Genomic DNA, 26,618 nt, shown 5'->3' with positions numbered 1-26,618 from the left:
GTACCGCTCCCCGCTCCCCGCTCCCCTCCCCTACTCCCCGATGATCCTGTCCAGACTCTCGAGCCCGACCAGGACCTCGCGTGGCTTCGAACCGTCCTCGGGCCCCAGGATCCCCGCGTCGTGCAGCTGGTCGACGATGCGGGCGGCCCGGCCGTACCCGATGCCGAGGCGGCGCTGGAGCAGCGACGTCGAGCCCTTCATGTTCTGGATGCAGACTTCGGCCGCCTGGCGGAACAGCGTGTCCCGCTCGCCCGGCGCGGTGCCGCCCTCTTCCTCTGGGCCTTCCTCCAGCGCCAGCCGCTGATCCACCTCCGCCAGGATGTCGCGCTCCGCGGCGAACGGAGCTTCCTCGGGGCCGACGCTCTCGCGCGCCACCGCGAGGCGCTCCTCGCGCCGCGCGTCGAACCAGTGCATCAGCCGCTCCGTCTCCTCGGTCGCGATGAACGAGCCCTGGATGCGCATCAGGTCGTTCCTGCCCGGGGGCATGAAGAGCATGTCGCCGTTGCCGAGGAGGGCTTCAGCGCCGTTCTGGTCGAGGATGGTGCGGCTGTCGATCTTCGAGGCGACGCGGAAGGCGATCCGGCTGGGGAAGTTGGCCTTGATGAGGCCCGTGATCACGTTCACCGACGGCCGCTGAGTCGCCAGGATGAGGTGGATGCCGATGGCGCGCGCCTTCTGCGCCAGCTGCGCGAGCGGCGTCTCGACCTCGGCCTGCACGGTCATGATCAGGTCCGCGAGCTCGTCCACGACGATCACGATGTAAGGCAGCCCGCCGGCCGTGTAAGGCTCGCCCTTGGGCGTCTTCAGCGTCTGCCCTTCGGTCACCTTCTGGTTGAAGTCCACCAGGTTGCGCGCCCGGTTGGCGTGGAGGAGCGTGTAGCGGTCCTGCATCTCCCACACCGCCCACTTCAGCACCTTGGCCGCGTCCTGGTTGTCGGTCACGACGCTGTGCAGCAGGTGCGGCAACGCGTTGTACATCGACAGCTCGACCATTTTGGGGTCTATCATGATCATCCGGAGCTCGGCCGGCGCGTACCGGTACACGAGGCTCGTGATGACGCTGTTGATGCAGACCGACTTCCCCGAACCCGTCGCGCCGGCGATGAGCAAGTGCGGCATCTTCGCGAGGTCGGCGATGATCGGCCGGCCCTCGAGGTTCCGGCCCAGCACGATGGGGACGAACAGCTTTTCGCCGGCGCTGTCCCACTGCGGCGTCTCGAGCAGCTCGCGGAAGCCCACGACGCGCGGAGTCGGGTTCGGCACTTCCACGCCGACGGCGCCCTTCCCCGGGATCGGCGCGACGATGCGGATGGACTGCGCCTTCATGGCGAGGGCGAGGTCGTCGGCGAGCGCGGCGATGCGCCCGACCTTCACACCGGGCGCGGGCACGATCTCGAACTGGGTCACCACCGGGCCGGTGGTCCGGCCGCCGGGCGTGCCCTCCACCTTGAACTGCTTCAGCGTCTCGAGGAGGATATGCTGTAGATGGTCGAGCTCGGCTTCGAAGTTCGGGGGCTCGGCGTAGGGCGGGTTGAGCAGGTCGATCGGCGGGAGCAGGTCGCCCGGCACGTCGGCCGAGGGCCCGCCACCCTTGATGAGCCTCAGCTTCGGCTTCCTGGCCCGCTTCGGCGTGGGCGCGGGCTCTTCGTCTTCGCCGAAGATGTCCTCGACGGGCCCGGCCGGCTCGGTAGCGCGAGGGGCGACGCCGGACTGCGCCCCGTGAGTGCTCGTCGCGCTGCCACCCGGGGCCTCAGGCTCGCCGGCCTCTCGCTTCTTCAGTCTTCCCAGAGGGTTCCAGCCTATCGTCGAGACCGTGAGCGCTGAGAACGCGCCGAGCGCGAGGAGCCCCTCCCCGATCGGCCCGATCACGCGCAGGTAGTAGGCGAAGAAGAGTCCGATGATACCGGCCAGGGCGAAATGCTCCGGCGGCTGTCCCGCTTCGAGCAGGGCCCGCGCCGCCGGGTCGGTGTACTGGTAGATCGCGCCCGCGGCGAACGGGGCGGTGAACGCGAGACCGGCCAGGAGGATGGTGACGCGCCGGCCCAAGGACCGCTCGAAGTGGCCGAACAGGGCGACGGCCCAGAACAGAGGTATGAGTGGGAACGCGGCGGCGCCGATGCCAAACCACTCGCGGAGCGCGCCGCCCAAGGCGGCGCCCGCGGGGCCGGTTACCGAGACTGGCGCCGGGAGCGTCGCGAGCGCTAGGAACGCGCCCGCGAGCAGGGCCGCGATGGCCCACAGGTCATCCTTCGTTCGGGGGTCGATGGGCGGTGATCCTCCGGTCCGCGTAGAGCGGAAGCACCGGGTGGGTGTTCTCCTCGGCGCAGGCCTTGACGTCGTCGCGGAATCCCAGCCCCGCGAGCTCGCGGCCATGGGTGCTCGCCCTCAGCGCTCGGAGCCAGCGCTCCCCGAAGTGACGCGCGATCTCCAGCGACGCCAGCGCGCCGTCGTTCACTTCGACCCGGCGTAGGCCGCCCTCGGGCAGCAGCACCTTGGCGAGCCGGCCCGCGGCGAAGACGTCCTCCAATGCGAATTGACGTTCGCGGCCGGCACAAAGGATCGCCAAGTCCCCGTGCTGCTCGAGCGCGGCGCGCGCCCGCTGCACGACCAGCGCGAAGTTGACGGCGGCCCCCACGATGATCTCACGCGCCCCCTGGGCGGCGATCAGGGCCTGCGTCCCGTTGGTCGTCGTCATGACGATCGTCTTGCCGCGCACCGCCTCGGGGGTGAATTCGAGCGGCGAATTGCCGAGGGCGAAGCCGGGGATGCGCACCGACCGGCGCTCGCCCGCCAGCAGCATGTCGTCGCGCTCCAGGTTCTGCGCGATGCGCAGCGCCTCCTCGGTGGAGGCCGCGGGGAGCACCGCCTTGGCGCCGGCCGCCAGCGCGAACGTGATCGTCGTGGACGCGCGCAGGATGTCGAGCACCACGACGCTGCGGCCCGCGACGTCGGACGGGCTGAGACCCGCCGGGGTGAAGAAAACGTCGATCTTCAAGCCGGCTCCTGCATGAGCTGGCTCTCGCGCTCCAGGAACTTCGTGTCCACGTCGCCCCGCTGGAAATCCGGGTGCATCAGCACCCGGCCGAGGAACGGGATCGTCGTCTTCACGCCCTCGATGATGAACCCGTCGAGCGCCTGGTGCATGCGCGCCAGCGCCTCGGCCCGGTCGTTCCCATGGACGATGACCTTGGCGATGAGCGAGTCGTAGTAAGGCGGCACCGTGTAGCCGGCATACAGGTGCGTGTCCACGCGCACGCCGGGGCCGCCGGGCGGATGGAAGGTCGTCACGAGCCCCGGGCAAGGCTGGAAGTTGCGGGCGGGGTCCTCGGCGTTGACCCGGCACTCAATCGCGTGCCCGCGGAGCTTCAGCCCGCCCCTGGGGATGCCCACCTTCTCGCCCGCCGCCACCCGGATCTGCTCCTTCACCAGGTCCCAGCTCGAGCACATCTCGGTGACCGGGTGCTCGACCTGGATGCGGGTATTCATCTCCATGAAGTAGAACGAGCCGTCGGTGTCGAGCAGGAACTCGACGGTCCCCGCGCCGACGTAGCCGATCCTCCTGGACAACTTCACCGCGGCGGCGCCCATGGCCGCGCGGGTCTCGGGGGTCAGCGCCGGCGACGGCGCTTCCTCGATCAGTTTCTGGTGCCGACGCTGGACCGAGCAGTCGCGCTCGTTGAGGTGGACGATCCGGCCGTGCTGGTCGCCCATCACCTGGATCTCGACGTGTCGCGGCCGCGCCAGGTACTTCTCGATGTAAACGGCGTCATTCGAGAACGAGGCCAGCGCCTCGCTTCGCGCCAGCTGGAAGTGCCGGCCGAAATCCTCCTCGTTCTGCGCCACGCGCATCCCCTTCCCGCCCCCGCCCGCCGCCGCCTTGATGATCACGGGGAACCCTATGCCGCGCGCCAAGCCGAGCGCTTCGTCCCCGTCGGCGACCAGACCCGGCGAGCCCGGCACCGTGGGCACGCCGGCCTCCTGGGCTAGCTTGCGCGCCTGCGCCTTGTCCCCCATCTGGCGGATCTGGTCCGCTGTGGGGCCGATGAACGTGATGTTCGACGCGGTGACGATCTCGGCGAACTCGGCGCGCTCGGAGAGGAAGCCGTAACCAGGGTGGATCGCGTCGGCACCGGTGATCTCCGCCGCGGCGATGATCTGCGGGATCCTGAGGTAGCTGTCCCGCGCGGGCGGCGGGCCGATGCAGACATCGTCGTCGGCGAAGCGGACGTGGAGTGACTCGCGGTCGGCCTCGCTATAGACGGCGACGGTCGCGATGCCCAACTCGCGACACGCCCGGATGACGCGGACGGCTATCTCACCGCGGTTGGCGATCAGGACTTTCTTGAACATCAGTGCTGGAGCGGGTCCCTGCTCAGCCCGGGCAGGTCGCTCCCGGAGCCGCGGCTGCCCTTTTCCGCGGGCGGGATCGTCTTGGGATCGAAGGCCCCCTTCTTCTCCTCGCCATCCTGGAACCCCTCGAACGTCCGGTCGCTCGTGCCCGCGATGCCCTGGATCTGCAACGAGAACTCGGTCGGGTTCGAGCAGAAGAACAGGGCCGTTTCCAGCGAGATCACGCCCATCGTGAACCAGCGCATCAGGCTCTGGTCGAAGGACTGCATCCCGTACTGGATATTCCCTTCCTTGATGAGATCCGGGATGTTGAGCTGGGCCTTCACGTCCCGGATGTTGTCCCGCACCGCGGCCGTGTTGATCAGCACCTCGCACGCCGCGACGCGACCCACGCCGTCCTTGGTGGGCGCCAGGCGGAGCGACACCACGCCCTGGAGCGCGGTAGAGAGCAGGTGCCGGATCTCCTCGTGCTGGTGCGGCGGATAGAACGAGATCACGCGGTTGATGGTCTGCGTCGCGTCGGTCGTGTGCAGCGTAGAGAAGACGAGGTGGCCGGTGTCCGCCGCCTTGAGGGCGACGTCCAGCGTCTCGATGTCGCGAATCTCGCCGATCAGGATCACGTCGGGGTTCTGCCTCAGGATGTGCTTCAGCGCCGCGTGGAACGAGAGGGTGTCCGCACCCACCTCGCGCTGGTTCACGATCGAGTTGATGTCCCGGTGCAGGAACTCGATCGGGTCCTCGATGGTGATGATGTTGACCCGGCGCGTCGTGTTGATGTGGTTGATCATCGCGGCGAGGGCCGTGGACTTGCCGCTGCCGGTGACGCCCGTGATCAGCACCAGCCCACGCGGCTTCACCGCGATCTCCTCGAGGATCTTGGGGAGCCGCAGCTCCTCGATGGTCTTCACCTCGTAGGGAATGACGCGGAACGCGAAGGCCAGGGTGCCGCGCTGCCAGTACACGTTGACGCGAAAACGGCCCACCCCCGGCACACCGATGGCGAAGTCCGCCTCCTTCGTCTCCATGAACTCCTTGAGCTGCTTGGGCTGCATCAGCTGCTCGGCCAGCGACTTGAGGTCCGCCGGCGAGAGCGGGGTCATGTCCATCTGCTCCAACTCGCCGGCCACGCGCACCGTCGGCGCGCGGCCGACCTTCAGCAGGAGGTCGGAACCCTTCTTCTCGATCATCGTCTTGATGGCCTTCTGGAAGAAGGCCGTCGCCGGCGGGGCCTTGGCCGCTGGAGCGCCAGGCGCCGCGCCCGGCGCGGGCGCCGCGGGCCGCGTCGCGCCGGGCTCAGACATTGGGCTCGACCCGGAAGAGGACCTGGCCGAACTCGACGGGCTGGGCCTCGTCGATCTGGATCTCGCGCACGGTGCCGGTCACTTCCGATTCGATCTCGTTCATGATCTTCATCGCCTCGATTATGCACAGTGTCTGGCCGGCCGAGACGCGGCTTCCCACCTTCACGTAGGGCTCGGCCCCCGGCTCCGGGGCCCGGTAGAAGGTGCCCACCATGGGTGACTTGATCTCGATCAGATTGGAGGGTGGCGCGGGCGGAACGACGGCACCCGCTCCGGCCCCGCCCCCTGCCGGCGGAACGGCGGAGACAGGCGGAGCGGAATGACCCGCCGCCACGCCACCCGGGACGGAGTGGACGAGGTGGTGGGACGCGGCGCTGCCCCTCGACACTTCGTACGTCGTCCCTCCGCGCTCGAGCTTGATCGTCGCGGCGGAGGAGCCGTCGAGCATCGACAGGAGCTTCTCTAGGACCGCCAGGTCCCGGTCGCCCGGGACTGCCGGCTTGCCCTTGGCGGAAGCCTTCGGCTTGTTCTTCTTCTTCACGCGCGTCTCCTCGTCAGCCCTGGCCCAGAACCATGAGGTCCCGCGGGAACTCCGTCAGCAACTCCGCGCCGTCGTGGCGGAGCACGACGTCGTCCTCGATCCGCACCCCACCCCAGTCGGGAAGATAGACGCCCGGTTCGACGGTGACCACCGCGGCCGCCGGCAGCGGCGTGTCCGCCGTCTTCGCCAGTCGCGGCGCCTCGTGCACCTCGAGCCCCACGCCGTGGCCGAGCGAGTGGCCGAACGCGTCGCCGCAGCCGGCCGCCTCGATCACGTCCCGAGCGAGGGCGTCGCCCTGCCGGCCCGTCAACCCCGCGCGGAGCCCCGCCAGTGCCGCCGCTTGCGCGGCACGCACCAGGCCATGAACTTCCGCCTGTCTCGGGCTCGCCGGAGCGCCCACCACGAACGTCCGCGTGACATCCGAGCAGTAGCCGTCCACGATCGCGCCGAAATCCACCAACAGCCAGTCGCCCGACGCGATCACCCGGCGCGAGGTGCGCGCGTGGGGGAGCGCCGCGCGCGGCCCGGAGGCCACGATGGTCGGGAACGGATACCCCTCGCTCCCGTGGCGCCTGAGCGCGCCCTCGAGCGCGGCGGCGACCTCCTGTTCCGTCTGCCCGGAGCGCACCTGGAGTACCATGTCCCCGAGCGCGTCGGCCGCGACCCGGCCGGCGGCACGGATCGCCTCGACTTCCTCGGGGGCCTTCACGGAACGGAGTGCCTCGACAATGTCCGCCGTCGGCCGGAAGCGCCAGGGGCGGGCGGGATCGGCCACCTTCGCCCCGTCCCGGGCGGTCATCACGTGCGCCTCGAACCCGATCGTCGTCAGGCCGGGAAGCTCCGGCAACAGTTTGAAGAAGCGCTCCCAGACGGAGCCGGAGTCGATCTCGATCCGCGCGAAGTCTCCGATCTCGAGCGCCGCCTGGGTCTGGTAGCGGAAGTCCGAGAGGAAGACGGCGTGCGCCGCCGTCACCAGAAGCACCGCGCTGGTGCCCGAGAATCCGGTCAGGTAGCGGATGTTGGGGAGCGACGTGACCAGCAGGCCGTCCAGCCCTTCCGCCGCGAGTTTCCTTCGGAGCGACGCGAGGCGCTCGGGGCGGCGATCAGACATGCGGACGGGAAGACGTGAGGACGTGGAGACGGAGAGGCGCCCGCCGCAACGGTCAGGCCTCCAGGGCGCCCGGCGTCGGCCGCTCCGTGCGCCGCAGCCAGCCGACCATGGCGTCGAGCCCCAGCAGATACGAGTCGGCGCCGAACCCCGCTACCACACCGACCGCGAGATCCGCGAGCAGTGACTTGTGCCGCTCCTCCTCACGGGCCCAGATGTTGGAGAGATGGACCTCGACGAAGGGTACGTTCACGGCGAGCACGGCGTCCCGGACCGCCACCGAGGTGTGGGTGAACGCCGCGGCGTTGATCAGCGCGCCATCCGAGGCGGAGCGCAGGGCCTGGATCGCCTCGACGACCGCGCCCTCGTGGTTGGACTGGAACCAGCCGATCTCCGCTCCCAGCGCCGCCGCGCGCTCACGGACCCGCGCTTCGATCGCGCTGAGCGTGGCGGTGCCATAGCGTTCCGGCTCCCGAACCCCCAGCAGGTTGAGGTTCGGACCGTTGATGACCGCGATGTGCACTAGCGCTTGAGTCCGTGGAGCCAGGCGTTGAAGGAGCTGACGTCGTCCTCGGCCGGCGGAGCGGCTTCGGCCGGCTTCGGGCGCACGCTCTCCTTCTCGGGTGCGGCGCCGAAGAACTCGTCGAACGACGCATTGGCCGGCGTTGCCGCCTGGGACTCCCGCGGGGGCGCGGCCGTGGCAACGCCCGCACCCGGTTCGGCGCCGAAGATCTGGTCGAGGGAGAACGCGTCGCTGGCCGGGCGCGCCGGCTCCCCCATGGCCGCCGGCTCGGGCTCGGGCGCGGCGAACGCGGTTTCCATCGGGGTCTGATCTTCGGCCAGCGGAGCGGCCGGCGGCGGCGGCGGGGGCGGCGGCGGCGCCGAGAGCGACGACCCGGCCACCCGTCGGAGCCAGGCTCCCACGGCCTCCGAGCCGAGCGCCGCGGCGCTCAGGCTGGGCGGCGGGCCCTCGACCTGGGCCAGCTTGGCCCTGAGAGTGGCGTCGTCCGGCCGCTGTGCCAGCAGGCGGCGGTACCCGTCCGCGGCTTCGCTCTTGAAGCCCTGCTTGAGATACAGGTCGGCCATTGTCTCGGTGAGCATCGGCTCCGCGCCGCCTTCGCGGTGCTGCGGCGCCTCCTCGGCCGGCACCTGAGGGGAGACCATCTGCACCAGCTTGCTCGACGGCCGCTTCATCTCTTCCGGGGGCGTCACGTCCTCCGGCATGATCAGATTAAGGTCGACGGAAGGCGCCGTCTGGTCCAGCCCGACGCCCGCCGCTCCAGGCGGGCGCGAGGAATCCAAGTCGATGCTGGCCACTTCGGGCGCGGCGTCCCACACCGATCCGGCCGCGGCCAGCTCCTCGACCGGCGCCGTCGGCGCCTCGTGGCTCGGGGCCGGGTCGAGGAAGTCGATTGCCGGAGCCACCGCGGGCGGCTCGAGCTCATCCAGAAAGATGCCCGCCATCGGTTCGGTCGGCGCTTCCGTGAACGCGGGCGGGGGTTGCGACGGCTCCGGCTCGATCGCGGGGACCGGCTCGGTGGGCGCCTCGGCATCCGCCGTGACGTCCGCGAAGGAGATTTCGGCCGCGGGCGCCTCCTCCGCGGGAGCTCCCTCCCCGGGCGCTTCCCCGGGCAGCGGCCCACCCAGACGCTGGAGATCCGCCTCGGCGTCCGTGTTCATCGAGTCTACGAGCAGCAGCTTCTGAAGCCAGCCGCGCGCCGCGGCGGTGTCACCCGACCGCTCGGCTATCTCCGCCAGGCTCTTGAGCGCGATGATATTCTCGGAGTCGAGGCCGAGCACGGTCTCGAAGGCGTCCCGGGCCGCCGCGTCGTCCTTCTTGTCGAGCTGGCAGCGGCCGAGGACGATGTGAGCCGAGAGGTAGTCCGGATGCTTCTCGAGACCCTTGTGGACAAGCTGTAGGGCATCGTCCACCCGCCCCGCCTTACGATAGGCGTCGGCCAACGGCGCGAAGTACCGACCCTCCGGGTTTTCGGCGTAGCGGGTTTCGAGCTTCTCGATTTCGCTGGAGGCGGCCATCCAACCCCTGGGCGTTCGGTCCATGCGGCGCGACTTGGCGAGTATACGTTGCGGCTCCAGACCGTGTCAACGGGAACGGCCTCCCGGCGGTTGGCTTTGGGCGTTGTCCCTTCTACATTTAGCGGCTTTCCGGATGCTGCGGATACCCTGTTTTCGGGAGTGAAGGTCGATGCTGAGCACGATGCGCGCGAAGACTAAGGTCATCATGGTCGTCCTCGCGGTGGCATTCGTGGGCTGGCTGGTTTTCGACGTGGGCATGGGGGGCGCCCAACTCCAGACCCAGGACGTCGGCACGGTGGACGGCGCTCCGATCCGCTATCAGGCGTGGCTGGATGCGTACCGCAACGCTTACGAGGAAGCCCGCCAGCAGAACCCGGGGCAGCAGCTGAGCCGGGAGGACCAGCGGGAGATCGAGAACGCAGCGTTCGACCGCCTCGTCCAGGCGGAGCTCCTCCGGGAGCAGTACCGGCGCCGTGGCATCGTCGTGTCGGACCGTGAGATCGGCGACGCGGTGCGGCGCTACCCCCCCCGCGAGATCACGACCGACCCGCAGTTCCAGACGGACGGACAGTTCGACTTCCAGAAATACGAGCGGTTCCTGACCCAGACGACGGCGAGCCGCCCGTACCTGCTCGCGATGGAGCAGCGGTTCCGCGAGGATCTGCCGCGGCTGAAGCTGCTGGAGCAGGTCACCTCGGACATTTACGTCCCGGATGGCAAGCTCTGGACGATCTGGCGCGACCAGCACGACTCGGTGTCGGTGCGGGCGCTGGTGATCCGGCCTGCCGACGTGCCGGCGCAGGCGTCGGCTCAGGTCACGGACCAGGACCTCCAGGCCTACTACGACGCCCACCGGGACGACTTCCAGCGGCCCGCGCGCGCCGTGGTCTCGTTCATCGCCGTGTTGAAACTGCCGACGACCGCGGACTCGGTGCTGATCATGACGCACGCCCGCGCACTCCGTGACTCGATCCTCCGCGGCGCCGACTTCGCGGCGATCGCGCGCGCCGAATCCGCCGACTCAGGCTCGCGGGAGCAGGGCGGCGAGCTGCCGATGTTCGGCCGCGGGCAGATGGTCGCGCCGTTCGAACAGGCCGCGTTCCGCCTGCCCATCGGCCAGATCTCGGAGCCGGTCGTCTCGTCCTTCGGCGTGCACCTGATCGAGGTCGAGCGCCGCACCGCGGACAGCGTGAAGGCGCGGCACATCCTGCTCCCCATCGCCCGGATCGGCGCCCGCCTCGACACGCTCGAGGCCCGGGCTGACTCGCTCGACCGCCTCGCCGCGGAGCAGTCGAGCCCCGCAGCCCTCGACAGCGCGGCGCAGCTCATGTCCCTCGGGGTCGAGCACCCCGAGCCGCTCTTCGAGGGGGTGCCATACGTGCTGGGCCGGTACCGCATCCCGGACGTCGGCGTCTGGGCGTTCGAGGCCCAGCCGGGTGAGACCAGCCCGGTCGTGGAGACCAACGGAGCGTACTACGTGTTCCGGCTCGACAGCCTCTCGCCCGCGGGCGTGCCGCCGCTCGCGGAGGTGGGCGCGGCAGTGCAGGTCGGGGTAACGCTCGCGAAGAAGCGCGCGGCCGCGGAGGCCATCGCGCGCGACGCGGAGCGGAGGCTCAACAGCGGCCAGACCCTCGATCAGGTGGCCACGGCGTTGCGGCTGACACTCACGACGCTGGGCCCCTTCACCCGGACCGCCACGGTGCCGTTGCTCGGCGCCGCTACCGAGGCCGTTGGTACGGCCTTCCGCCTGCGCCTGGGTGAGCGGTCGCGACTCCTCTCGAACGACGCCGCGTTCTTCTTCATGGAGCCTTTGCGGCGGACGGGCGCCGACTCAGCGGCATGGGTGCAGCAAAAGGAGGACCAGCGGCTGGCGGTGTTGCGGGCGGCGCGTCAGGTGCGGGTACAGGCCTACCTTGAGGCGCTCCGGCGTGCAGCGAACGTCAAGGATCGGCGGGCCGAGGTGCTACGGCCGGCGGCTCAGCAGCAGACCCAGTAGCCGCCGGGCGACGTGAAAACGGGGCGCGGTCTCTTCGATCCGCGCCCCGTCTTTCTTTGGTCAGCCCTGCCGGCGCTCTTCCGGCGGAGCCAGGCGTCTCGGCTCCGCGGGCGGCTCCGGTCGGTCTATCTCCTCCGTCACTTCACGCATGCTCCGCTTGAACTCCCGAATCCCCTTGCCCATCGCGGACCCGATCTCCGGCAACCGCTTCGCGCCGAAGACGAGCAGCACGATCACGAGGACCATCAGGATCTCGGACATGCCCAGATTCCCGAACATAGGTCACTCCTGGTTGAAGAGTTGAAGAGTTTCCGGCTCTTCAACCGCCCTAGAACAACGAGCGAGCCAACAGGTAAGCCAAGACCACCCCGACTACCGCCAGCACAGAAACATTAACACCGAGGGGCCCAATCGTGAAGGAGAGCACCAGCAGGTCCAGGGTGACGGGGCCGAGATGAGCGGTCACGGCGTACGTCAGGACGTCGCGCGGGGCCCCTTCCGGCATGAATCGGCGCAGGAACGACGAGAGCAGGCCGCCCAGGACGAACCCCGAGGCGAGCACCCCGAGATAGAAGAGCGGGCGGCGCGGGACCGGCGCCACGCTTCAGCGCCGCCGCTCGACCGCGTAGGCGATGGCGTCCCGCAGCGCGTCGCGCGCCGCCGAGGGCGCGAGCTCTTCGAGCGAGGCCTCGGCCTGTGCCGCGTACGCCGCCGCACGCTCGCGGGCGTAGTCGAGCCCGCCGCACCTGGCAACCATGGCCATGACCCTAGCTACCTGATCGTCGGCGGGCCTGGCAGCGAGGAAGAGCCGCTGCACTTCCCGGCGCTCATCGTCCGTCAGGTGAGGCAACGCGGCGATGAGCGGTAGCGTGACCTTGTGCTCCTTGAGGTCCAACCCCGAGGGCTTGCCGGTCACCGCCTCACCTTCCGTATAGTCGAGAAGATCGTCGGTGATCTGGAACGCCATACCTAGCGAGTCGCCGTACCCGCGCAGCGCCCTCCGGGAGTCCGGCTCGGCGCGAAGCGCGCCGACCTCGCAGGTCGCGGCGACGAGCGAGGCGGTCTTGGATCTGATGAGCAGCTCGTAGTCCTCCTCGCGGAAGCTCAGCGCGTCGTAGGCCGCGAGCTGCCGCATCTCCCCGACCGTCATCTCGTTGGTCACCCGCGAGAGCACCCTCAGCGGCTCGAGGTCGTCGAGCCTCACCAGCTCGATGATCGCGCGCGAGTAGAGGTAGTCGCCCATTATCACCGCGATCTGGTGGCTGAACAGGGAGTTCACCGTCGGCATCCCGCGCCGCAGCGACGAGTGGTCCACCGAGTCGTCGTGCACCAGGGTCGCGAGATGGATCAGCTCGATGATGGCGGCGAACCGCACGGCGCGGGGGTCCCGCGCGCCCGACGCCTCGCTCGCGAGCAGGAGCAACGTGGGGCGGAAGAGCTTGCCCTTCATCTGGAGGAGGTGCCCGTTGACCTCCGCGATCAGCGGGAAATCGGCCGCGATGATCGCGCGCAGGTCCGCGGTGACGGCGTCGAGGTGCGCGACCACCGGTCGCTGCACGTCGGCCAGGGTGACGCCGGCGGCCTGGTGGGTCACCGCTGGGCTCCCGCCCTGGAGAGCGCCTGCACCCGCTGGTTGACGTCCTGGAAATTGATGTCCTCCGCGAAGACCCGGTTGTACGAACCGAGCGCGTCGGGTCCCTTGCCCTGCTCCTCTTGCGCGCGGCCCAGCCAGTAGAGCAGCCCGATGCGCTCCGCCTCGCTCGCCGCCGGCAACTCGAGCGCGCGTCGCAAGATGGTCTCCGCCACGGCGAACTGGCCCTTCTCGAAAAAGCAGAGCCCGAGCGTTTCCGACGACTTGAGCCGGCCCTCGCTGCTTCGCAGTGCCTTCTGGAATTCCGCGATAGCCTCGTCGAGCAGCCCCATCTCCTTGTAGGCGACGCCCAGGTCGTAGTGACTCTGGAAGTCCTCGTCGCCCACGTTGGCCTCGATCCCCTTCTTGAATGCGGCCAGCATCTGCGAGAAGTCCTTCTTGTCGTCGCCGGAGGGCTCCTCGTCCTCGATCCGCATCCGCGTGTCCTTGACCGAGCCTTCGTCCTCGTCGTCGAATAGAAGGGCCCCGAGGTCCACGTAGTCCCCCTTGGCCGCCACGGCGGCGGCGGGCGGGGGGGCCTGAGGCACCGCGGGCGCGGCGGGAGGCGCCAGGGTATCGAGCGCGGACTTGGACCGGACGTTGGACGGATCGTGCTCCAGCACCCGCTGGTAGACCGCGATGGCCTTGTCGAGATCGTTCGAGCGCAACAGCGCATCGGCCAGCTCGACGTACGCGTCCACGAGGCGCGCCTTGTCGCCGCGCCGGTACGCGATCTCGACCCGGCGCTGCTGGTGCCGCACGCTGTTCGGGTTGAGGCGGATCACCTCCTCGGTGACGGCGTTCGCCATCTCCAGGTCTCCCGCCTGGTCGTAGCCATCCATCGCCGCGTCGAGCTCGGCGAGACCGCGCTCACGCTCACCCTGCTCGAGCAGCGCCTCGCCCAGAAGTCGGTGCGCCTCCCAATCCTCGGGACCAGCGGCGATGCGGGACTCGAGGTCCTCGACGCTCGGCGCGGCCGTCGTCACCTCCCCCAGGTCGAGGAATTCGAGCGTCGAGCTGATCTCCGCTGCGGCGGGTGCCTCCTCTTCGACGTCCAGCAGCGGGAGGCCGGCGGTCGATGGCGCCTCTTCCTGCGGCCCTCCCGCGACCGGCGCTACCTCCAGGTCGAGCGATCCCAGGTCGTCGAGGGGGGGAGCGGCTTCAGGCTCGGCGAGCGACGTGGGCTCCAGCTCGAGCAGCGGGAGGTCGGCGCTGGGGGGCGCAACCTCGGGCTCCGCGAGCGACGTCGTCTCGATCTCGAGCGCCGGGATCTCCGGCTCGGGCGGGGTCGGTTCCAGGACGGGAGCCTTTGCAACGGCGCTGCGGCGCGGCTGCACCGGCTCGTTGATGTCGAGGAATACGAGGTCCCTCTTGGCGGGCGGTTCCGGCGGCAGCTCCTCGCCCGTCAGCATGCTCCGGCTCATCCGCGAGCGCCGCTGCGTGGCCACCCTGTCCTTCGCCTCGAACTCCGCCAGCAGCTTCTCGACCTGCTCCGCCGCCTCGGGAGTCTTGGCCTGAGCCCGCGCCTGCTGCGCCAGCACCGCCCAGATGTCGTCGTTCCCGGGCGTCATCTCGGCGAACTTCTTCAGCGCCTTGAACGCCTCCTCGATCTGGCCGGCCTTCTGCATCCGGTCGGCATACTCGAGAAGGTTATGCTTGGCATCGGGGCCGAAGCCCTTCTTCGCGAAAAGGATGCCGAGCTTGAGGTACACCTGAGAGCGTCCCGGCGCGAGGCGCAGGAGCTTGTTGGAGAGCGCTATGGCGTTGTTGGCGAGACCGACCTCGGTGTACTTGTCGACGGCACGCTCGTAATACGTGATGGCGTTCTGGGTGTCGCCGGCCTTCTGGTAGAGATCGCCGACCCGATTGTAAAGCACGAGCTCGGCGTCGTCACCATCGGGGGTGGCCTCGAAGGTGTCGATAGCCTTGGTGAGCTGGTCGATCGCCTTCTGCCACTGCCCCTTCAGCTCGAACTTGCGTGCCTGATCTTTGAACTTGTCGAGATTGCTCATGCGCCCACGAAAACCTAGGATTGTGGCGGAGAAAGTGGCCCGGCGCGATATCGGGCTGAAGATATGCCCGCATCAGGTTCATGACAAGGACGACCGGCGGCGTAAACCCGCCACGCGAGCGGCATTCCGTACCAGTAGGCGAGCTCCCTCACATCGCGGCAGTTCCACACCGCCACGTCCGCCCGTCCGCCCGGGACGAGCCGCCCCTGCCCATCGGCCAGTCGCAGCGCCCACGCGGCGTTCACGGTCGCGCCGATGAACGCCTCCTCGGGCTGGAGCCGCGACTGGCTCACCGCCAGGGCCATCATCAACGGCAGGTTCGCGCTGGGCGAGCTGCCGGGATTGAAGTCCGTGGCCAGGGCGACGATCGCGCCCGAGTCCACGAGGGCTCGCGCGGGCGCCTGCCGCGCTTTGCCCAGGAAGACCAGCGTGCCGGGCAGCAGCACCGCCACCGTCCCGCTCGCCGCCAGGGCGTCGATGCCCTGGGGATGGATGGCGGCGAGGTGGTCGGCAGAGACGGCGCCGAGCCTGGCGGCGAGCTGCGCGCCACCCGCCGGGTCGAGCTCGTCGGCGTGGAGTTTCGCGCCGAGACCCAGGGACTGAGCGGCGGTGAGGATGGCCTCGCTCTCCGCGATCGAGAACACGCCCGGCTCGCAGAAGACGTCGCAGAACGACGCCAGCCCCTCGCGCACGACCGCCGGGAGCATCTGATCGGTGACCAGATGGATGTATGCGTCGCGTTTCGACCGGTACTCCGCCGGCACCTCGTGCGCACCGAGGAACGTCGGCACCACGGTGACCGGCAGCTCCGCGCTCAGGCGTCGCGCTACGCGCAGCGCTTTCAGCTCTTCTTCCAGCGCGAGTCCGTACCCCGACTTGATCTCGACCGACGTCGTGCCCAGGGTGGCTAGCAGGCTCACTCGCGTGCGAGTGAGGTCCAGCAGCTCGTCCTCGCCGCGGGCACGGAAGTCCGCGACCGACGACAGGATCCCGCCGCCCGCCGCCGCGATTTCCTTGTAGTCCTCCCCTCGCGCCCGCCGGCCCTGGTCATCCAACCGCGGCTTTCCAAAGACGGCGTGGGTGTGGCAGTCCACCAAGCCGGGCGTTACCAGCCGGCCTTCGCAGGAGACAATTTCATCTGGCGGCGAGTCCGGCGGGGGCCCGGGCCCGGCGGCGGGTGCCGAGCGTGCCGTCCGACCGCCGTCGGGCGTGGGACCCCGCCGGCGAGCCGCTTCATGGAACCAATCCCTCACATCGCGATCAGGCGCGACCATCGCGATGCGCCCGTCCTCAACGCCGACCCCGACGCCGGTCCGCACGCCGAGGTGGTCCCAGCCAGGCCGCCGCACCGGATCGCCCGTCGGCGGCCCGGTGACCACAGCTCCCGCGTTGACGAGAGCGAGACGGCTAATGGCCGGATTCTTCCATCGGCAGGCGGATCCCGTGGCGCGCCGCGGTCTCCTTCGCGAGGTCGTAGCCCGCGTCAGCGTGGCGCGCGACGCCGAGGCCGGGATCGTTGGTGAGCACGCGGTCGAGCCGGCTCGCCGCGGCCGGCGTTCCATCCGCGACGATCACCTGCCCCGCGTGGAGCGAGTTCCCGATCCCCACTCCGCCACCGTGATGGAACGAGACCCACGAGGCGCCGCTCGCCACGTTGAGCATCGCGTTGAGGACCGGCCAGTCCGCGATGGCGTCGCTGCCGTCGAGCATCCCCTCGGTCTCGCGGAACGGCGAGGCCACCGAACCCGTGTCGAGGTGATCACGACCGATGACGATGGGCGCCGAGACCTCGCCCTTCGCGACCAGGTCGTTGAGCCGCGCCCCGAAGCGCGCCCGCTCGCCCTGGCCGAGCCAACAGATGCGCGCCGGCAGTCCCTGGAACGCGACGCGCTCCTTCGCCAGCGTGATCCAGCGGCGCAGGTGCTCGTTCTCCGGGAACAGCTCGAGCACCAGCTGGTCGGTGCGCGCCAGCTCCCTGGGTTCGCCCGAGAGCGCGACCCAGCGGAAGGGTCCCTTGCCCTCGCAGAAGAGCGGCCGCACGTAGGCGGGTATGAAGCCGGGGAAGTCGAAGGCCTCCTTGACGCCCGCGTCCAGCGCCTGGGTGCGGAGGTTGTTCCCGTAGTCGAAAGTGACGGCGCCGCGGCGCATGAGGTCGAGCATCGCTCGGACGTGAACGGCCATGGAGTCCATGGCGCGCTTCACGTAGTCCTTGGGATCGCTCAGCCGGAGGCCGGCCGCCTCATCGAGGTCGAGCCCAGCCGGGACGTACCCGTTCAGCGCGTCGTGCGCCGAGGTCTGGTCGGTGAGGACGTCCGGCACGACGCCGCGCCGCGTCAGCTCCGGCAGCACCTCCGCACAGTTGCCGACGAGACCCACGCTGAGCGCCTCGCCCTTGCGCCGCGCCGCGTCGCACCACGCCAGCGCTTCGTCCAACGAGGCTGTCTCCCGGTCGAGGTAGCGCGTCTCGACCCGCCGACGGATGCGCGCCGGATCCACCTCGATGCCGAGAAAGACGGCGTCGTTCATCGTCGCCGCAAGCGGTTGCGCGCCGCCCATCCCGCCCAGGCCGCCCGAGACGATTAGACGGCCCTTCAGCGACCCACCGAAGTGCTGGCGCCCCACCGCGCCGAAGGTCTCGTACGTGCCCTGGAGGATGCCCTGCGTGCCGATGTAGATCCACGAGCCGGCCGTCATCTGGCCGTACATTATGAGGCCCTTCCGCTCGAGGTCGCGGAAGACGTCCCAGGTCGCCCAGCGACCCACGAGGTTCGCGTTGGCGATCAGCACGCGGGGCGCCTCCTCGTGGGTACGGAAGACCCCGACCGGCTTGCCGCTCGCGACCAGGAGCGTCTCGTCGTTCGCCAGCGTGCGCAGCGTGCGCACGATGGCCTCGAACGCCTCCCACGACCGCGCGGCGCGGCCGGTCCCACCGTACACCACCAGGTCGTCCGGCCGCTCCGCCACGTCGGGATCGAGGTTGTTCATGAGCATGCGCAGGGCGGCTTCCTGGACCCAGCCGCGGCAGGACAACACCGAGCCCCGCGGGGCTCGGACGAGGTGAGGGGCGGCGATCGTCATTCGGAAAAGCTACAGTACAAAAGGGTTCGGTGTGAAGTAGAGTTGCAGAGTTGCAGGGTTGCAGCGGCTTGCAGGAATCAGCGAGCAGGACGTCAGCCAGTTTTCAGGCGCTGATCACTGCCCTCCGATTCCCTGTCAACCGCTGCAACTCTGCAACCCTGCAACGCTTACTGCCCGCTGCCCCCTGCAAACCTGACCAGCTCCGGATTCCCCGGGTCGCTCTGATAGCTCCAATCGAAGATCACGTAGTCCGTCCCCACCGCCGTCACCCGGATCGCCCCATACCGGGCGAACGGGTCACCCGCCGTCATCTGGAAGACGTATCCATACAGGGGAGAGGCCTGGACCGCGTTCCGGGTGTATCCGGCGGCCGGTGCGAGGTCGATGGACGTCAGGTCCGCGATAGGCGCATTCCCGTAGATCGTTATCTGCGTTCCGGTGCGCAGCGGGACGATGAAGATCGCGCCGCTCGGGTCCAGCGTAAGGTAGAAGTCGTTGGTAAGGTCCGTCCGCGAACCGGTGCGGCCCAGCTCCCCCGGCTCCGCCAGCCCGTTGCCGTTGGCGTCGACGTGGAAGCGGAAGGCGTTGGCGATCAGGTTCCCTCCGGACGCGAACAACAGCACGTTCCTCCCGTCCGGGCGCGGGGTGTCGTTGCGCAGCGGCGACCAGAGGCTCTCGAACCCCTCTATCGTTACCGCCGAGATGCCGAAGCAGCGTGGCCGCCCGTTAGTGAGGTTGGCCGAGAGGAAGCTCGCGGCGACCGTCGTCCCCTCGAGCGTCCAGTTCGCGGCGCACAGGTTCCGGTCCAGGTCGTAGATCGCGCTGTAGATCCGATAGTGCGAGAAGCCGTTCGGGTCGGTCGTGAACGCGTTGTCGCTCCACTGGACGTGGATCGCGGCATTGAGTGAGATGCTGGTGACGGACGCGGGCGCCGGGAGACGGAGGCGCTCGTCCACCAAGACCGCGCCCGAGGGATCCGACTCCCCACCGTCGACCGAGACCGCCGTGACGTAGTACTCGAGGTGCGGCAACCCGTCGTCATGGAAGCTGGGCGAGGAGGTCGTACCGCGCAGGCCGAAGCTCTCGGACTGGCTGGCGCGCGAATAGACGTTGTAGTTCTCGACGTTGCCGTCGGTCGTGGGCGTCCAACGCAGGATGACGCCGCGAGGACGCAGCGGGTCGCCCGAGGGCTCGAGTTCGTAGGCGAGGCCGGTCGGCGACGCGGGCACGTAGACGGACACGAGGTCATCGTAGCAGCCGGCCGCGAACGCCGCCGCAGAGATCACCAGAGAAGTCTGAACCAGCGCCCTTAACATGTACTGCTCCCGTTTGGGGTGGCGACCGCTACGAACGCAGGGGACGTGCCCCGGCGCCGTCCGTCGTCTAACACGATGTCTCACAATTACTTACGATGCCATGCCGGATGGCGGTGGCTAGCCACGACTGTCCGCTGTAGAGGACACTTCCTTGTGTCCCCGGACGCTAACGGCCTTGGATGTTGCGCTGGTCGTAGTCGAACTTGATGTCCGGCTGGTCGATCAGCTGGATGAAGAAACTGAAGAGGAAGTTGCCGTTGGCGGACCTGATGAACGTGAACGTGGCGCGCCAGTCGTGAAGGTCCCGGTCGAGCCGGACCACATGGTCGCTGAACTCGTTGCGCGTGAAGTTGTACGACGTCTGCCACGAGACCGACCAGTGCGCCGTCGGCTGGAAGGAGAGGCTGCCCGAGACGGTCTGCTGGACCGGCGTCGGCGCCGTTTGGGTGGCGCTGGAATCGGTCGCGGGCCGCTGTCGCGAGAGGCTGTAGTTGAGTGACGCCGCGAAGCCGCCACCGGCGCCGATCCGCGGGGCCAGCTGCGCGAGCGCCGTGGAGCGGGTGGCGTTCGGGCCGCGCTGGAAGGGCGTGCCGAAGCGGTCATTCAGGAGGGCCACGCTGTCTTGCCGCAGGGCACTGTCCGGGCGGGCTTCGGTGCTGACGGGGGCGGCGCGGAGCCCTAGGATGGAGCCCAGGGTGCGCAGCGTGCCGGTGCCGAGCGAGAACCCTGCCGTGACGCCGGTCAGGAAGGGCCTGAACCGCGAGCCCACCGTGCCGACCGGGCCGTCGAAGAGATCGTGCTGCGTGGCCAGCGAGAACCCGCGCAGCAGGTCCGAGCTGAACGTGTTGCCCCAGTTGTCGGTCAGCCATCCGGTGCGTCCCCGCTTCTTCGCCTGCTCGAGATCTATCGCGATGCCGCCCGACTGGATGGACAGGAGCTTGATCTTGCGGCCTTCCTGCTCCTGGTTCGCGCCGGGGGCAGCCGCCAGCGAGTCGGCCGACGAGGTGTCGGCGCCGGCGGGCCGGGGCGGGCGGAGCTTGGCCTCGAAGTTCTGCGACAGGCCGAGCGCCAGGGTTTGCCGCGCGTCGCTGCGCCGGGTGGTGACGCGGCCGTCACGCGAGATGGCGCGGGCGTAGTCCTCGGGCACGGTCGCGGCCGGAGAGAAGGCCCACGAAAGGCTGGGCGAGACGGAGTGCCTTATCCGCGCGATGGGGCCGATGCCGCCGAATAGCCCGAAGAACGCCGGCGAGATGCCGGCCGAGTACTGGAGCCGTTTCCCCTGGCTCACGAACGCCCCTTCCGTGAAGCGGTTCCGGAGCAGGAACGGGCCGCCGGTGTTGTTCACGATCTGGATACTGGGCGACAGCCTCCAGGTACCCTGGAAGAGCACCGGGAGGTTGATCCCGGTGTTCCAGTCCACGCCGGTCTCGAACGACTCGCCGTAGGTCCGGACCAGCTGGCGCGTCGGGTCCGCCGGATCGGGGATGGTGATGCCGTCGTGCTGGCTGCTCCACGCGTCGGTGATCGAGACGCTGTTGCTCCAGTTGAACCGGCCGATGAGGAACGGCGTGGCGACGCTGATGCTGGTCTGGCGGGAGTCCACCAACGCGGTGTCCGGCGCGCCCGGGCCCCGGAACACCAGGTAGCCCGGCCCCGCTTGGCTGGTCAGCGCGTTCTGCACGCTGAAGGACGGACTCCACGTGATCCGTCCCGACAGCGCGATCGGGCTGGGCGTGAAGTCCATGCGTGGGAAGTTCGTGGTGACGAGCGGCTTGTCGAGCGACTGGGTGCGGTTGCCGCCTATCGAGAGAGTGCCCCAGTCGAACCGGCGCTGGAACTGGAGGCGGCTGTCGATCGTCGCGACCGCGAGCAATGGGTCCACGGAGTTGCGCGAGATGATGCGCGAGCTCGAAGCGTAGTCGAGGCTCGCCGTGAGACTGCTGTTCAGCGAGAAGTTCTGCTGGTGGCTCCAGAAGATGCGGCGGCTGCTGCTGCCCTCGGCCTCGTGCAGCTCCTGGAGCGAGAGGCCGCCGGACATGAAGCGATCCAGCCAGCGGTATCGGAAGCGGCCGCTGAAGGTGGTGAAGCGCTGGGCGTACCAGTCGACGGTCACCTGCGCGTCGGTGTAATCGCTCAGCGCCCAGTAGTAGCCGAGGTTCGTGACATGCCGCTGGTACTGGGGCGAGTTACGGACGATGTCGTTGATGCCGAACTGCGGCGGCATCAGCCCGGAGCGCCGGCCGCGGCGCATGTCCTGGAAGATGAACGGCAGCCACAGGATCGGCACGTCCGCCACGTACAGCACGGCCGGCCGCGACACCATCAGCCGCTTCGAGACCCACTTCACGTCGCGGGCCGCGAAGTGATAGTGCGGGTCGATGAGGTCACAGCTGGTGATGGTGGCGCGAGCGGCATAGGTCCGGTTCTCCTCGTTGTCCACCGCGAGGTCACCGCGCAGGAACCACGTGGCACTGCCTTCCTCGAAGTCGGTGGTGGCGTTCTCGATGATCCCGGCATGGTTGCAGGCATCGTAGCGCATCCCGACCCCCACCAGCACGCCGGTGCGGTCGAAGAGCTTCGGCGAGCCGACCGCTATGAGATCGCAGTTCGTTTCCTGGTAGCGTACGCTGTCGGCCTCGAGCGTCGACTGGTCACGCTCGATGAGGGCCCGGCCCGACAGCCGGATCTCCTTCTCCTCGGCGAGGAACTGGACCGAGTCGGCGTTGTAGCGGGTGATGCGGAAGCCGCGCCGGTTGAGGAGAGACTGGGTGACGGAGTCCGGCGTGGCGAAGGAGCGTGATGGCCGCTGCGGCAGGCCGGAGCCACGGCCGGCGCGCGTGGTGTCCCGGGCGGCGCCGGCGGCGCGCTGGCGGGCCGTGTCGGCAGGGGCGCGGACCGGGTCGGGCCGAAGCGGGATCCGCTCCCGGCGTGGGACCTGCGCCACCCCGCTCGTCGCCGCGAGCGCCAGCGCGAACGCCGCGATCCAGCCTGCGCGCACCCTACGCACTGCCCGTCGCCGGGACTCCGCCCTCTCCTTCGCGCTCCTCCGCCGCGGCCTCGCGGGCGCGCCGCCGCTCGAGGATCATCGCGAGCCCGATCGAGACCTCGTAGAAGAGCTGGACCGGCACCATCACCACCACCGCCATCACGACGATGTCGCCGGGAGTCAGCACCGACGAGAGGATGGCGTTCACGATGACGAACGTCCGGCGGTGACGGCGGAGGAAGGCGGAGGAGATGATGCGCAGGTAGACCAGGAGCAGCAGGACGAGCGGCAGCTCGAACACCGCGCCGAAGGAGAGCACGACCGTCGTCGCGAGGCTGAAGTACTCGCGGGCCGTGATGAAGCCCTCGAGGCTCTGGTTCTGGAAACCGAGCAGCACCTTGAGCGCCAGGGGCAGGACCAGATAGAACCCGGCGGAGGCCCCGGCCAGGAACATCCCCACGCCGGCCACGGCGACGGGCACGACGACCGACCGCTCACGGTCGTAGAGAGCGGGCCGCAGGAACCGCCACAATTGCCAGATCACGACCGGCGACGCCGCCAGCAGGCCGATCACCAGCGAGAGCTTCAGCGTCAGCATGAACGGGTCGAGGGGGCTGGTGAAGAGCAGCTTGTTGCCCCTCGGCAGGAATGGGTCGATGGGACGCTTGAGGAAGCCGATGACGTCATAGTGGGTCATGATGACGTAGCCGGCCACGACGCCGACGGCGATCGCCATCACGACCTTGAGCAGGCGCCAGCGCAGCTCCTCGAGGTGGTCGAGGAACGGCATCTCACCGCGGGTGGGCTGTTTCTCTTCGGGCATCGTCCGGCCCCGGGTTCAGCGGCCCGGCGCGAGCGATCGCAGCTGGTCGCGGGCCAGCGCCGCTTCTTCCGATGCCGGGTAAGCGGCCACCACGCGACCGAAGATGGTGCGCGCCTCGTCACGGCGGCCCGCCGCCAGCGCCTGAACGCCGAGTTTGTAGAGCGCGGACGCGGCCCGCGGCGACGCTGGGAATCGCTCCACCACCCGGTGGTACGCCGCCGCCGCGGAATCGGCGCGCCGCTCAGCGGCCCACGCCTCGCCGGTGAAGAACTCGGCGTCGGCGGCGCGCGCGTGCGATGGGAAGCGGCGCTGGAATTCAGCCAGCGCGATGCGGGCGGTGCCCGGGCTGCCGCGGCGCAACTGTTGGAGCGCGAGCTCCATGAGCTGGTCGGCGGTGGGCTCCGGCGTGACCAGCGGGGTCGCGGCCGCGGGCGATGGCGTCGCGGGCGGGCCCGGGGGCGTGGCCGGCTGGGCGGCTCCCGGAGCAGGGGCCGCGCCCGGGGGGGGGCTGCGTGCGGGCGCTCCGTCGGCGACCGTGGGTGTCCCGCTGGGCGGCGCAGGCTGCCCTGCCGGTGCGGGCGAGGCCAGCTGGGTGGACCGCTGCTCGATCTGCCCGCGTAGTTCCGAGAGCCGCTGCTGGCTCTGCCCGGTCAGCTCCTGGATCGCCACGAGCTGTTGCTGGACGTTGAACAGTTCCACGCGCAGATCGCCGCGCAGCCGAGTCAGCGCGTCCTGCTGCAGCGCGAGCGAGTCCAGCAATCCCTGCACCAGTCGGGCCACGGCTGCGAGGCCGGCCGCCCGCGCCGAGTCTGCGCGCGCCATCTCCCGCTGCTGGGTGGCCAGCTGCCGCTCCACGCGCGTCACGTCGCTGCGCAGCGCGCACCCGCCGGAGGCGAGCGCGAGCGCCGACAGGGCCGCGGCCCGCAAGCGCACTACCGCCCTCCCCGCGTGACCACGAACTCGGCGCGCCGGTTCATCGCCCAGGCCTCTTCGGTGTGACCGGGGTCCGCCGGCCGCTCCTCGCCGTATGAGATGATGGCGATGCGTGCATCGGCAATGCCGTGCTCCACGATGTAGCGCTTGGCCGCGGCGGCTCGGCGGTTGCCCAGCGCCAGGTTGTACTCGTCCGGGCCCCGCTCGTCGCAGTGCCCTTCGATCTGGATCTCGAGTCGCGGGTTGGCCCGCAGGATCGCGAGCTTCTCCTCGAGGAGCTGCGTCGCTTCTGGGGTGAGGTCAGCCCGGTCGAGATCGAAGTGGATCGCTCGTGAGAGAGCGGCGCCGCGCACCGGATCCAGACCCGAAGGAACCGGACCGGCGGCCGACGGGTCCGCCCCGTCCCGCAACACCTGCGCGCGCACCGAGTCCGCCCGGGCACGCTCCCGCTCCACCCGCGCGACCGAGTCGGCTCGGGCACGCGCCACGGCCGAATCCCGTCGCGCCACGGCGAGCGCCGAGTCGCGCCGCGACGTCGCCGCCATCGAATCCGCCGCCTGCCTGGCGCGCACCGAGTCGGCCGCCGGCTGAGGAGTGGGCGCCGGGGTGGGCGGCTGGCCGCCGCCGCACGCACTCGCGACGAACGCCGCGGCAGCGAAGAAAACCCGGACGGACGGACCGACCGACGGACCGACCGACCGATGACGACGACGTGGACCGCCCGACGAACCGGTCATTCCCTGCCCTCATCGGAAGCAAGCCGTGGAGACCAGGAGGGAAGCCTCGCGCCTCCTACCCTGGTCAGTTGGCGCTGGCGCCCCGTCTCCAGATCCACGATCCAGAGGTCCCGCCCGCCACCGCGGGTGGAGACGAACGCCAGGTGGCGCCCGTCCGGCGCCCACGTCGGGTCCTCGTTCCTGCCGCTACCGGTGATCTGCCGGACCGCGCGCGTCGCGAGGTCCAACACGAACACCTGCGGAGTGCCTCCCACCTCGCGGTGGAAGGCGATCGCCTGCCCGTCCGGCGACCAAGCCGGCCCCGCCGTAGGTCCCGTCGCGCCGAAGTCGAAGCGGCCGAGGACTTCCTGGTTCGTGCCGTCCGCCGCCATCACGTAGAGCTGCGGCGAGCGCGAGCGGTCGCTGATGAACGCCAGGCGCTGGCCGTCCGGGCTCCAGGTCGGCGACAGGTTGTCGGAGAAGCGGCCGGCGGTGATCCGCTGCACGCAGCACCGGCGCTCCACGTCGTAAACATACACGTCCATCCCAGCCTCGGTGCCGTGCGCGAACGCCAGGAGGCGCCCGTCGGGCGAGAACTCCGGCGTGATGTTGAGCCCGTACTCGGTGGTCGGCACCACCTCCCGCCGCCCCGTAGCCAGGTCCTGAAGGACGATGGGTTGACCGTTGCGCACGAACGCCGTGTAGGCAATCAACCGTCCACCCGGCGACCACGCGGGCGAGAGCGCCGGGCGTCCGGCCGACCGCACGCCGGCCGGGTTCGCGCCGTCCGCATCGATGCGGGCCAGTTGGCCCTCGCGGACGAAAAGCAGTGCCGTCGCTGCGACCCCGGGCGTTCCCGTGGCCGCGCGCACCACCTCGTCCGACACCTGGTGCACGGCGCGCCGCCATCCGGGCGCACCCATCGCCTGCAGCGGTACCTCGACGCGGGCGAGGCTGCGGTTGGTCGCGACGTCAAGCAGGCGCACGACGGCCACCACCGCGCCTTCCGGAGCCGTATCGATGACGACCAGGTAACGCGCGGCCGGTCCGGTGCCAATGCGCGACGCCGAGTCGCTGGGCGGGCGTTCGACCATCTCGAACCGGTCCGATTGGTCGAGGTCGCGCGCCACGATCGCCTTCACGCTATCGAACACCGCGCCCGGAGGCGCCGTCACCCCGATCGTCGGGCGGCTCCCCGGCGTGTAGGTGATCCCCACCCGCACACCACTCTCCACCCGCGTCGTGTCCTGCGCGAAGAGCATGCTCGACCACGAGACCAGCGCGAGAAGCGCGACGCGCCCGACGTCCCGCGCACCACGCCCCACGCACTCTAGCTTCACCGCATCGACCCCGGACTGAAGAAGAACGAGACCGGGAGCACGTCAGCTCCGTACCCGTCCGGCAGCGACCCGAACGCATGCACGCGCGCAGCGGCCTCTAGGGCGCCTTGCGCCTCGAGGTCGAACGCGAAGGAGCCCGACCGCCGGATGAACCGCAAGCCTGTCACGGATCCGTCACGGTGAACGAAGAAGAAGACTTCGGCCTGGAGCTCCGCGTCGGTCGAGGGCCGCCAACGCCGGAACACCTGGGCCACGAGATTCCTGAGATACCCCGGAAACGGGAATTCGACTCCCTCGGTGCGGACGGTAGTCGGGTCCGTGCCGGCGCCGGGCGTCGCGCCGGGTGCCAGCGGCGACGCGGGAGCTGGGGCTGCGGCGCTCGGCGATGGCATTGCGGGCGCAGGCGTGGCGGCGGCGCGAGGCCGCGGCGGCGAGGCCGGGGGCGCCGCCG

The 26,618-nt window shown here is 69.7% G+C and carries 22 protein-coding genes; 1 reads left to right on the top strand and 21 read right to left on the bottom strand.

The genetic code is table 11. The features are described 5' to 3' along the window. Positions 1–30: 30 nt before the first annotated feature. The 8 genes from Q8Q85_03695 to Q8Q85_03660 form a co-directional block, all read right to left on the bottom strand. Complete coding sequence (locus tag Q8Q85_03695) at positions 31–2,148, bottom strand: DNA translocase FtsK (protein MDP3773349.1); 2,118 nt, start codon at positions 2,146–2,148, stop codon at positions 31–33. A 94-nt stretch (positions 2,149–2,242) separates the two neighbouring features. After that, positions 2,243–2,995 carry a 2-phosphosulfolactate phosphatase gene (locus tag Q8Q85_03690; GenBank protein MDP3773348.1) on the bottom strand — a complete coding sequence of 251 codons (753 nt, stop codon included), beginning with the start codon at positions 2,993–2,995 and terminating at the stop codon, positions 2,243–2,245. Then, the gene (gene accC, locus Q8Q85_03685; GenBank protein MDP3773347.1) at positions 2,992–4,350 is read right to left on the bottom strand and encodes an acetyl-CoA carboxylase biotin carboxylase subunit; all 1,359 of its coding nucleotides are present in this window, start codon (positions 4,348–4,350) and stop codon (positions 2,992–2,994) included. Before accC ends, Q8Q85_03690 begins: the two co-directional genes overlap by 4 nt. Then, complete coding sequence (locus Q8Q85_03680; GenBank protein MDP3773346.1) at positions 4,350–5,651, bottom strand: PilT/PilU family type 4a pilus ATPase; 1,302 nt, start codon at positions 5,649–5,651, stop codon at positions 4,350–4,352. The genes accC and Q8Q85_03680 overlap by 1 nt, the downstream gene beginning before the upstream one ends. Further along, a complete protein-coding gene (gene accB / locus Q8Q85_03675; protein MDP3773345.1) occupies positions 5,644–6,192 on the bottom strand; it encodes an acetyl-CoA carboxylase biotin carboxyl carrier protein in 549 nt (182 codons plus the stop codon). Before accB ends, Q8Q85_03680 begins: the two co-directional genes overlap by 8 nt. Positions 6,193–6,205: 13 nt before the next feature. Next, positions 6,206–7,303: an aminopeptidase P family protein gene (locus tag Q8Q85_03670; protein ID MDP3773344.1), complete on the bottom strand. Its 1,098-nt coding sequence runs from the start codon at positions 7,301–7,303 to the stop codon at positions 6,206–6,208. Between the two features lie 52 nt (positions 7,304–7,355). Beyond that, the gene (gene aroQ / locus Q8Q85_03665; protein MDP3773343.1) at positions 7,356–7,823 is read right to left on the bottom strand and encodes a type II 3-dehydroquinate dehydratase; all 468 of its coding nucleotides are present in this window, start codon (positions 7,821–7,823) and stop codon (positions 7,356–7,358) included. Then, positions 7,823–9,361 carry a tetratricopeptide repeat protein gene (locus tag Q8Q85_03660; GenBank protein ID MDP3773342.1) on the bottom strand — a complete coding sequence of 513 codons (1,539 nt, stop codon included), beginning with the start codon at positions 9,359–9,361 and terminating at the stop codon, positions 7,823–7,825. Before Q8Q85_03660 ends, aroQ begins: the two co-directional genes overlap by 1 nt. Positions 9,362–9,518: 157 nt before the next feature. On the opposite strand from Q8Q85_03660, the gene Q8Q85_03655 reads away from it, so the two are divergent. Then, positions 9,519–11,333: a SurA N-terminal domain-containing protein gene (locus tag Q8Q85_03655; protein ID MDP3773341.1), complete on the top strand. Its 1,815-nt coding sequence runs from the start codon at positions 9,519–9,521 to the stop codon at positions 11,331–11,333. 60 nt (positions 11,334–11,393) lie between these two features. On the opposite strand, the gene Q8Q85_03650 is transcribed toward Q8Q85_03655, so the two are convergent. The 13 genes from Q8Q85_03650 to Q8Q85_03590 all read right to left on the bottom strand — a co-directional run. Continuing rightward, positions 11,394–11,612, bottom strand: coding sequence for a twin-arginine translocase TatA/TatE family subunit (locus Q8Q85_03650; GenBank protein MDP3773340.1), 219 nt, complete (start codon positions 11,610–11,612; stop codon positions 11,394–11,396). Between the two features lie 49 nt (positions 11,613–11,661). Further along, positions 11,662–11,934, bottom strand: a complete 273-nt coding sequence (locus Q8Q85_03645; GenBank protein MDP3773339.1) for a DUF4321 domain-containing protein — start codon at positions 11,932–11,934, stop codon at positions 11,662–11,664. Between the two features lie 3 nt (positions 11,935–11,937). Beyond that, entirely contained in the window at positions 11,938–12,927 is a 990-nt protein-coding gene (locus tag Q8Q85_03640) for a polyprenyl synthetase family protein (GenBank protein ID MDP3773338.1), read from the bottom strand. Continuing rightward, positions 12,924–14,975, bottom strand: a complete 2,052-nt coding sequence (locus Q8Q85_03635) for a tetratricopeptide repeat protein (GenBank protein MDP3773337.1) — start codon at positions 14,973–14,975, stop codon at positions 12,924–12,926. Before Q8Q85_03635 ends, Q8Q85_03640 begins: the two co-directional genes overlap by 4 nt. 14 nt (positions 14,976–14,989) lie before the next feature. Continuing rightward, complete coding sequence (gene hutI / locus Q8Q85_03630) at positions 14,990–16,249, bottom strand: imidazolonepropionase (GenBank protein MDP3773336.1); 1,260 nt, start codon at positions 16,247–16,249, stop codon at positions 14,990–14,992. A 133-nt stretch (positions 16,250–16,382) separates the two neighbouring features. Continuing rightward, the gene (hutU, locus tag Q8Q85_03625) at positions 16,383–18,053 is read right to left on the bottom strand and encodes a urocanate hydratase (GenBank protein MDP3773335.1); all 1,671 of its coding nucleotides are present in this window, start codon (positions 18,051–18,053) and stop codon (positions 16,383–16,385) included. A gap of 167 nt (positions 18,054–18,220) precedes the next feature. Further along, positions 18,221–19,369 carry a hypothetical protein gene (locus tag Q8Q85_03620; protein MDP3773334.1) on the bottom strand — a complete coding sequence of 383 codons (1,149 nt, stop codon included), beginning with the start codon at positions 19,367–19,369 and terminating at the stop codon, positions 18,221–18,223. A gap of 166 nt (positions 19,370–19,535) precedes the next feature. Further along, positions 19,536–22,376 (bottom strand): putative LPS assembly protein LptD, encoded by a 2,841-nt coding sequence (locus Q8Q85_03615; GenBank protein MDP3773333.1) that lies wholly within the window; start codon positions 22,374–22,376, stop codon positions 19,536–19,538. Continuing rightward, the gene (tatC, locus tag Q8Q85_03610; protein ID MDP3773332.1) at positions 22,369–23,178 is read right to left on the bottom strand and encodes a twin-arginine translocase subunit TatC; all 810 of its coding nucleotides are present in this window, start codon (positions 23,176–23,178) and stop codon (positions 22,369–22,371) included. The genes Q8Q85_03615 and tatC overlap by 8 nt, the downstream gene beginning before the upstream one ends. 15 nt (positions 23,179–23,193) lie before the next feature. Further along, a complete protein-coding gene (locus tag Q8Q85_03605) occupies positions 23,194–24,111 on the bottom strand; it encodes a tetratricopeptide repeat protein (GenBank protein ID MDP3773331.1) in 918 nt (305 codons plus the stop codon). Next, positions 24,111–24,848, bottom strand: a complete 738-nt coding sequence (pal, locus tag Q8Q85_03600; GenBank protein MDP3773330.1) for a peptidoglycan-associated lipoprotein Pal — start codon at positions 24,846–24,848, stop codon at positions 24,111–24,113. Before pal ends, Q8Q85_03605 begins: the two co-directional genes overlap by 1 nt. Next, positions 24,845–26,167 carry a DPP IV N-terminal domain-containing protein gene (locus Q8Q85_03595; GenBank protein MDP3773329.1) on the bottom strand — a complete coding sequence of 441 codons (1,323 nt, stop codon included), beginning with the start codon at positions 26,165–26,167 and terminating at the stop codon, positions 24,845–24,847. The genes pal and Q8Q85_03595 overlap by 4 nt, the downstream gene beginning before the upstream one ends. Continuing rightward, positions 26,164–26,618 (bottom strand): TonB C-terminal domain-containing protein (locus Q8Q85_03590; GenBank protein MDP3773328.1); only part of this gene is annotated, 455 nt, incomplete at its 5' end. The genes Q8Q85_03595 and Q8Q85_03590, both read right to left, overlap by 4 nt.

This window comes from Gemmatimonadales bacterium (assembly GCA_030697825.1).
Lineage (GTDB): Bacteria > Gemmatimonadota > Gemmatimonadetes > Gemmatimonadales > JACORV01 > JACORV01.
Note: the sequence above shows the minus strand (reverse complement) of the source record. Positions and strands in the feature narration are given on the sequence as shown.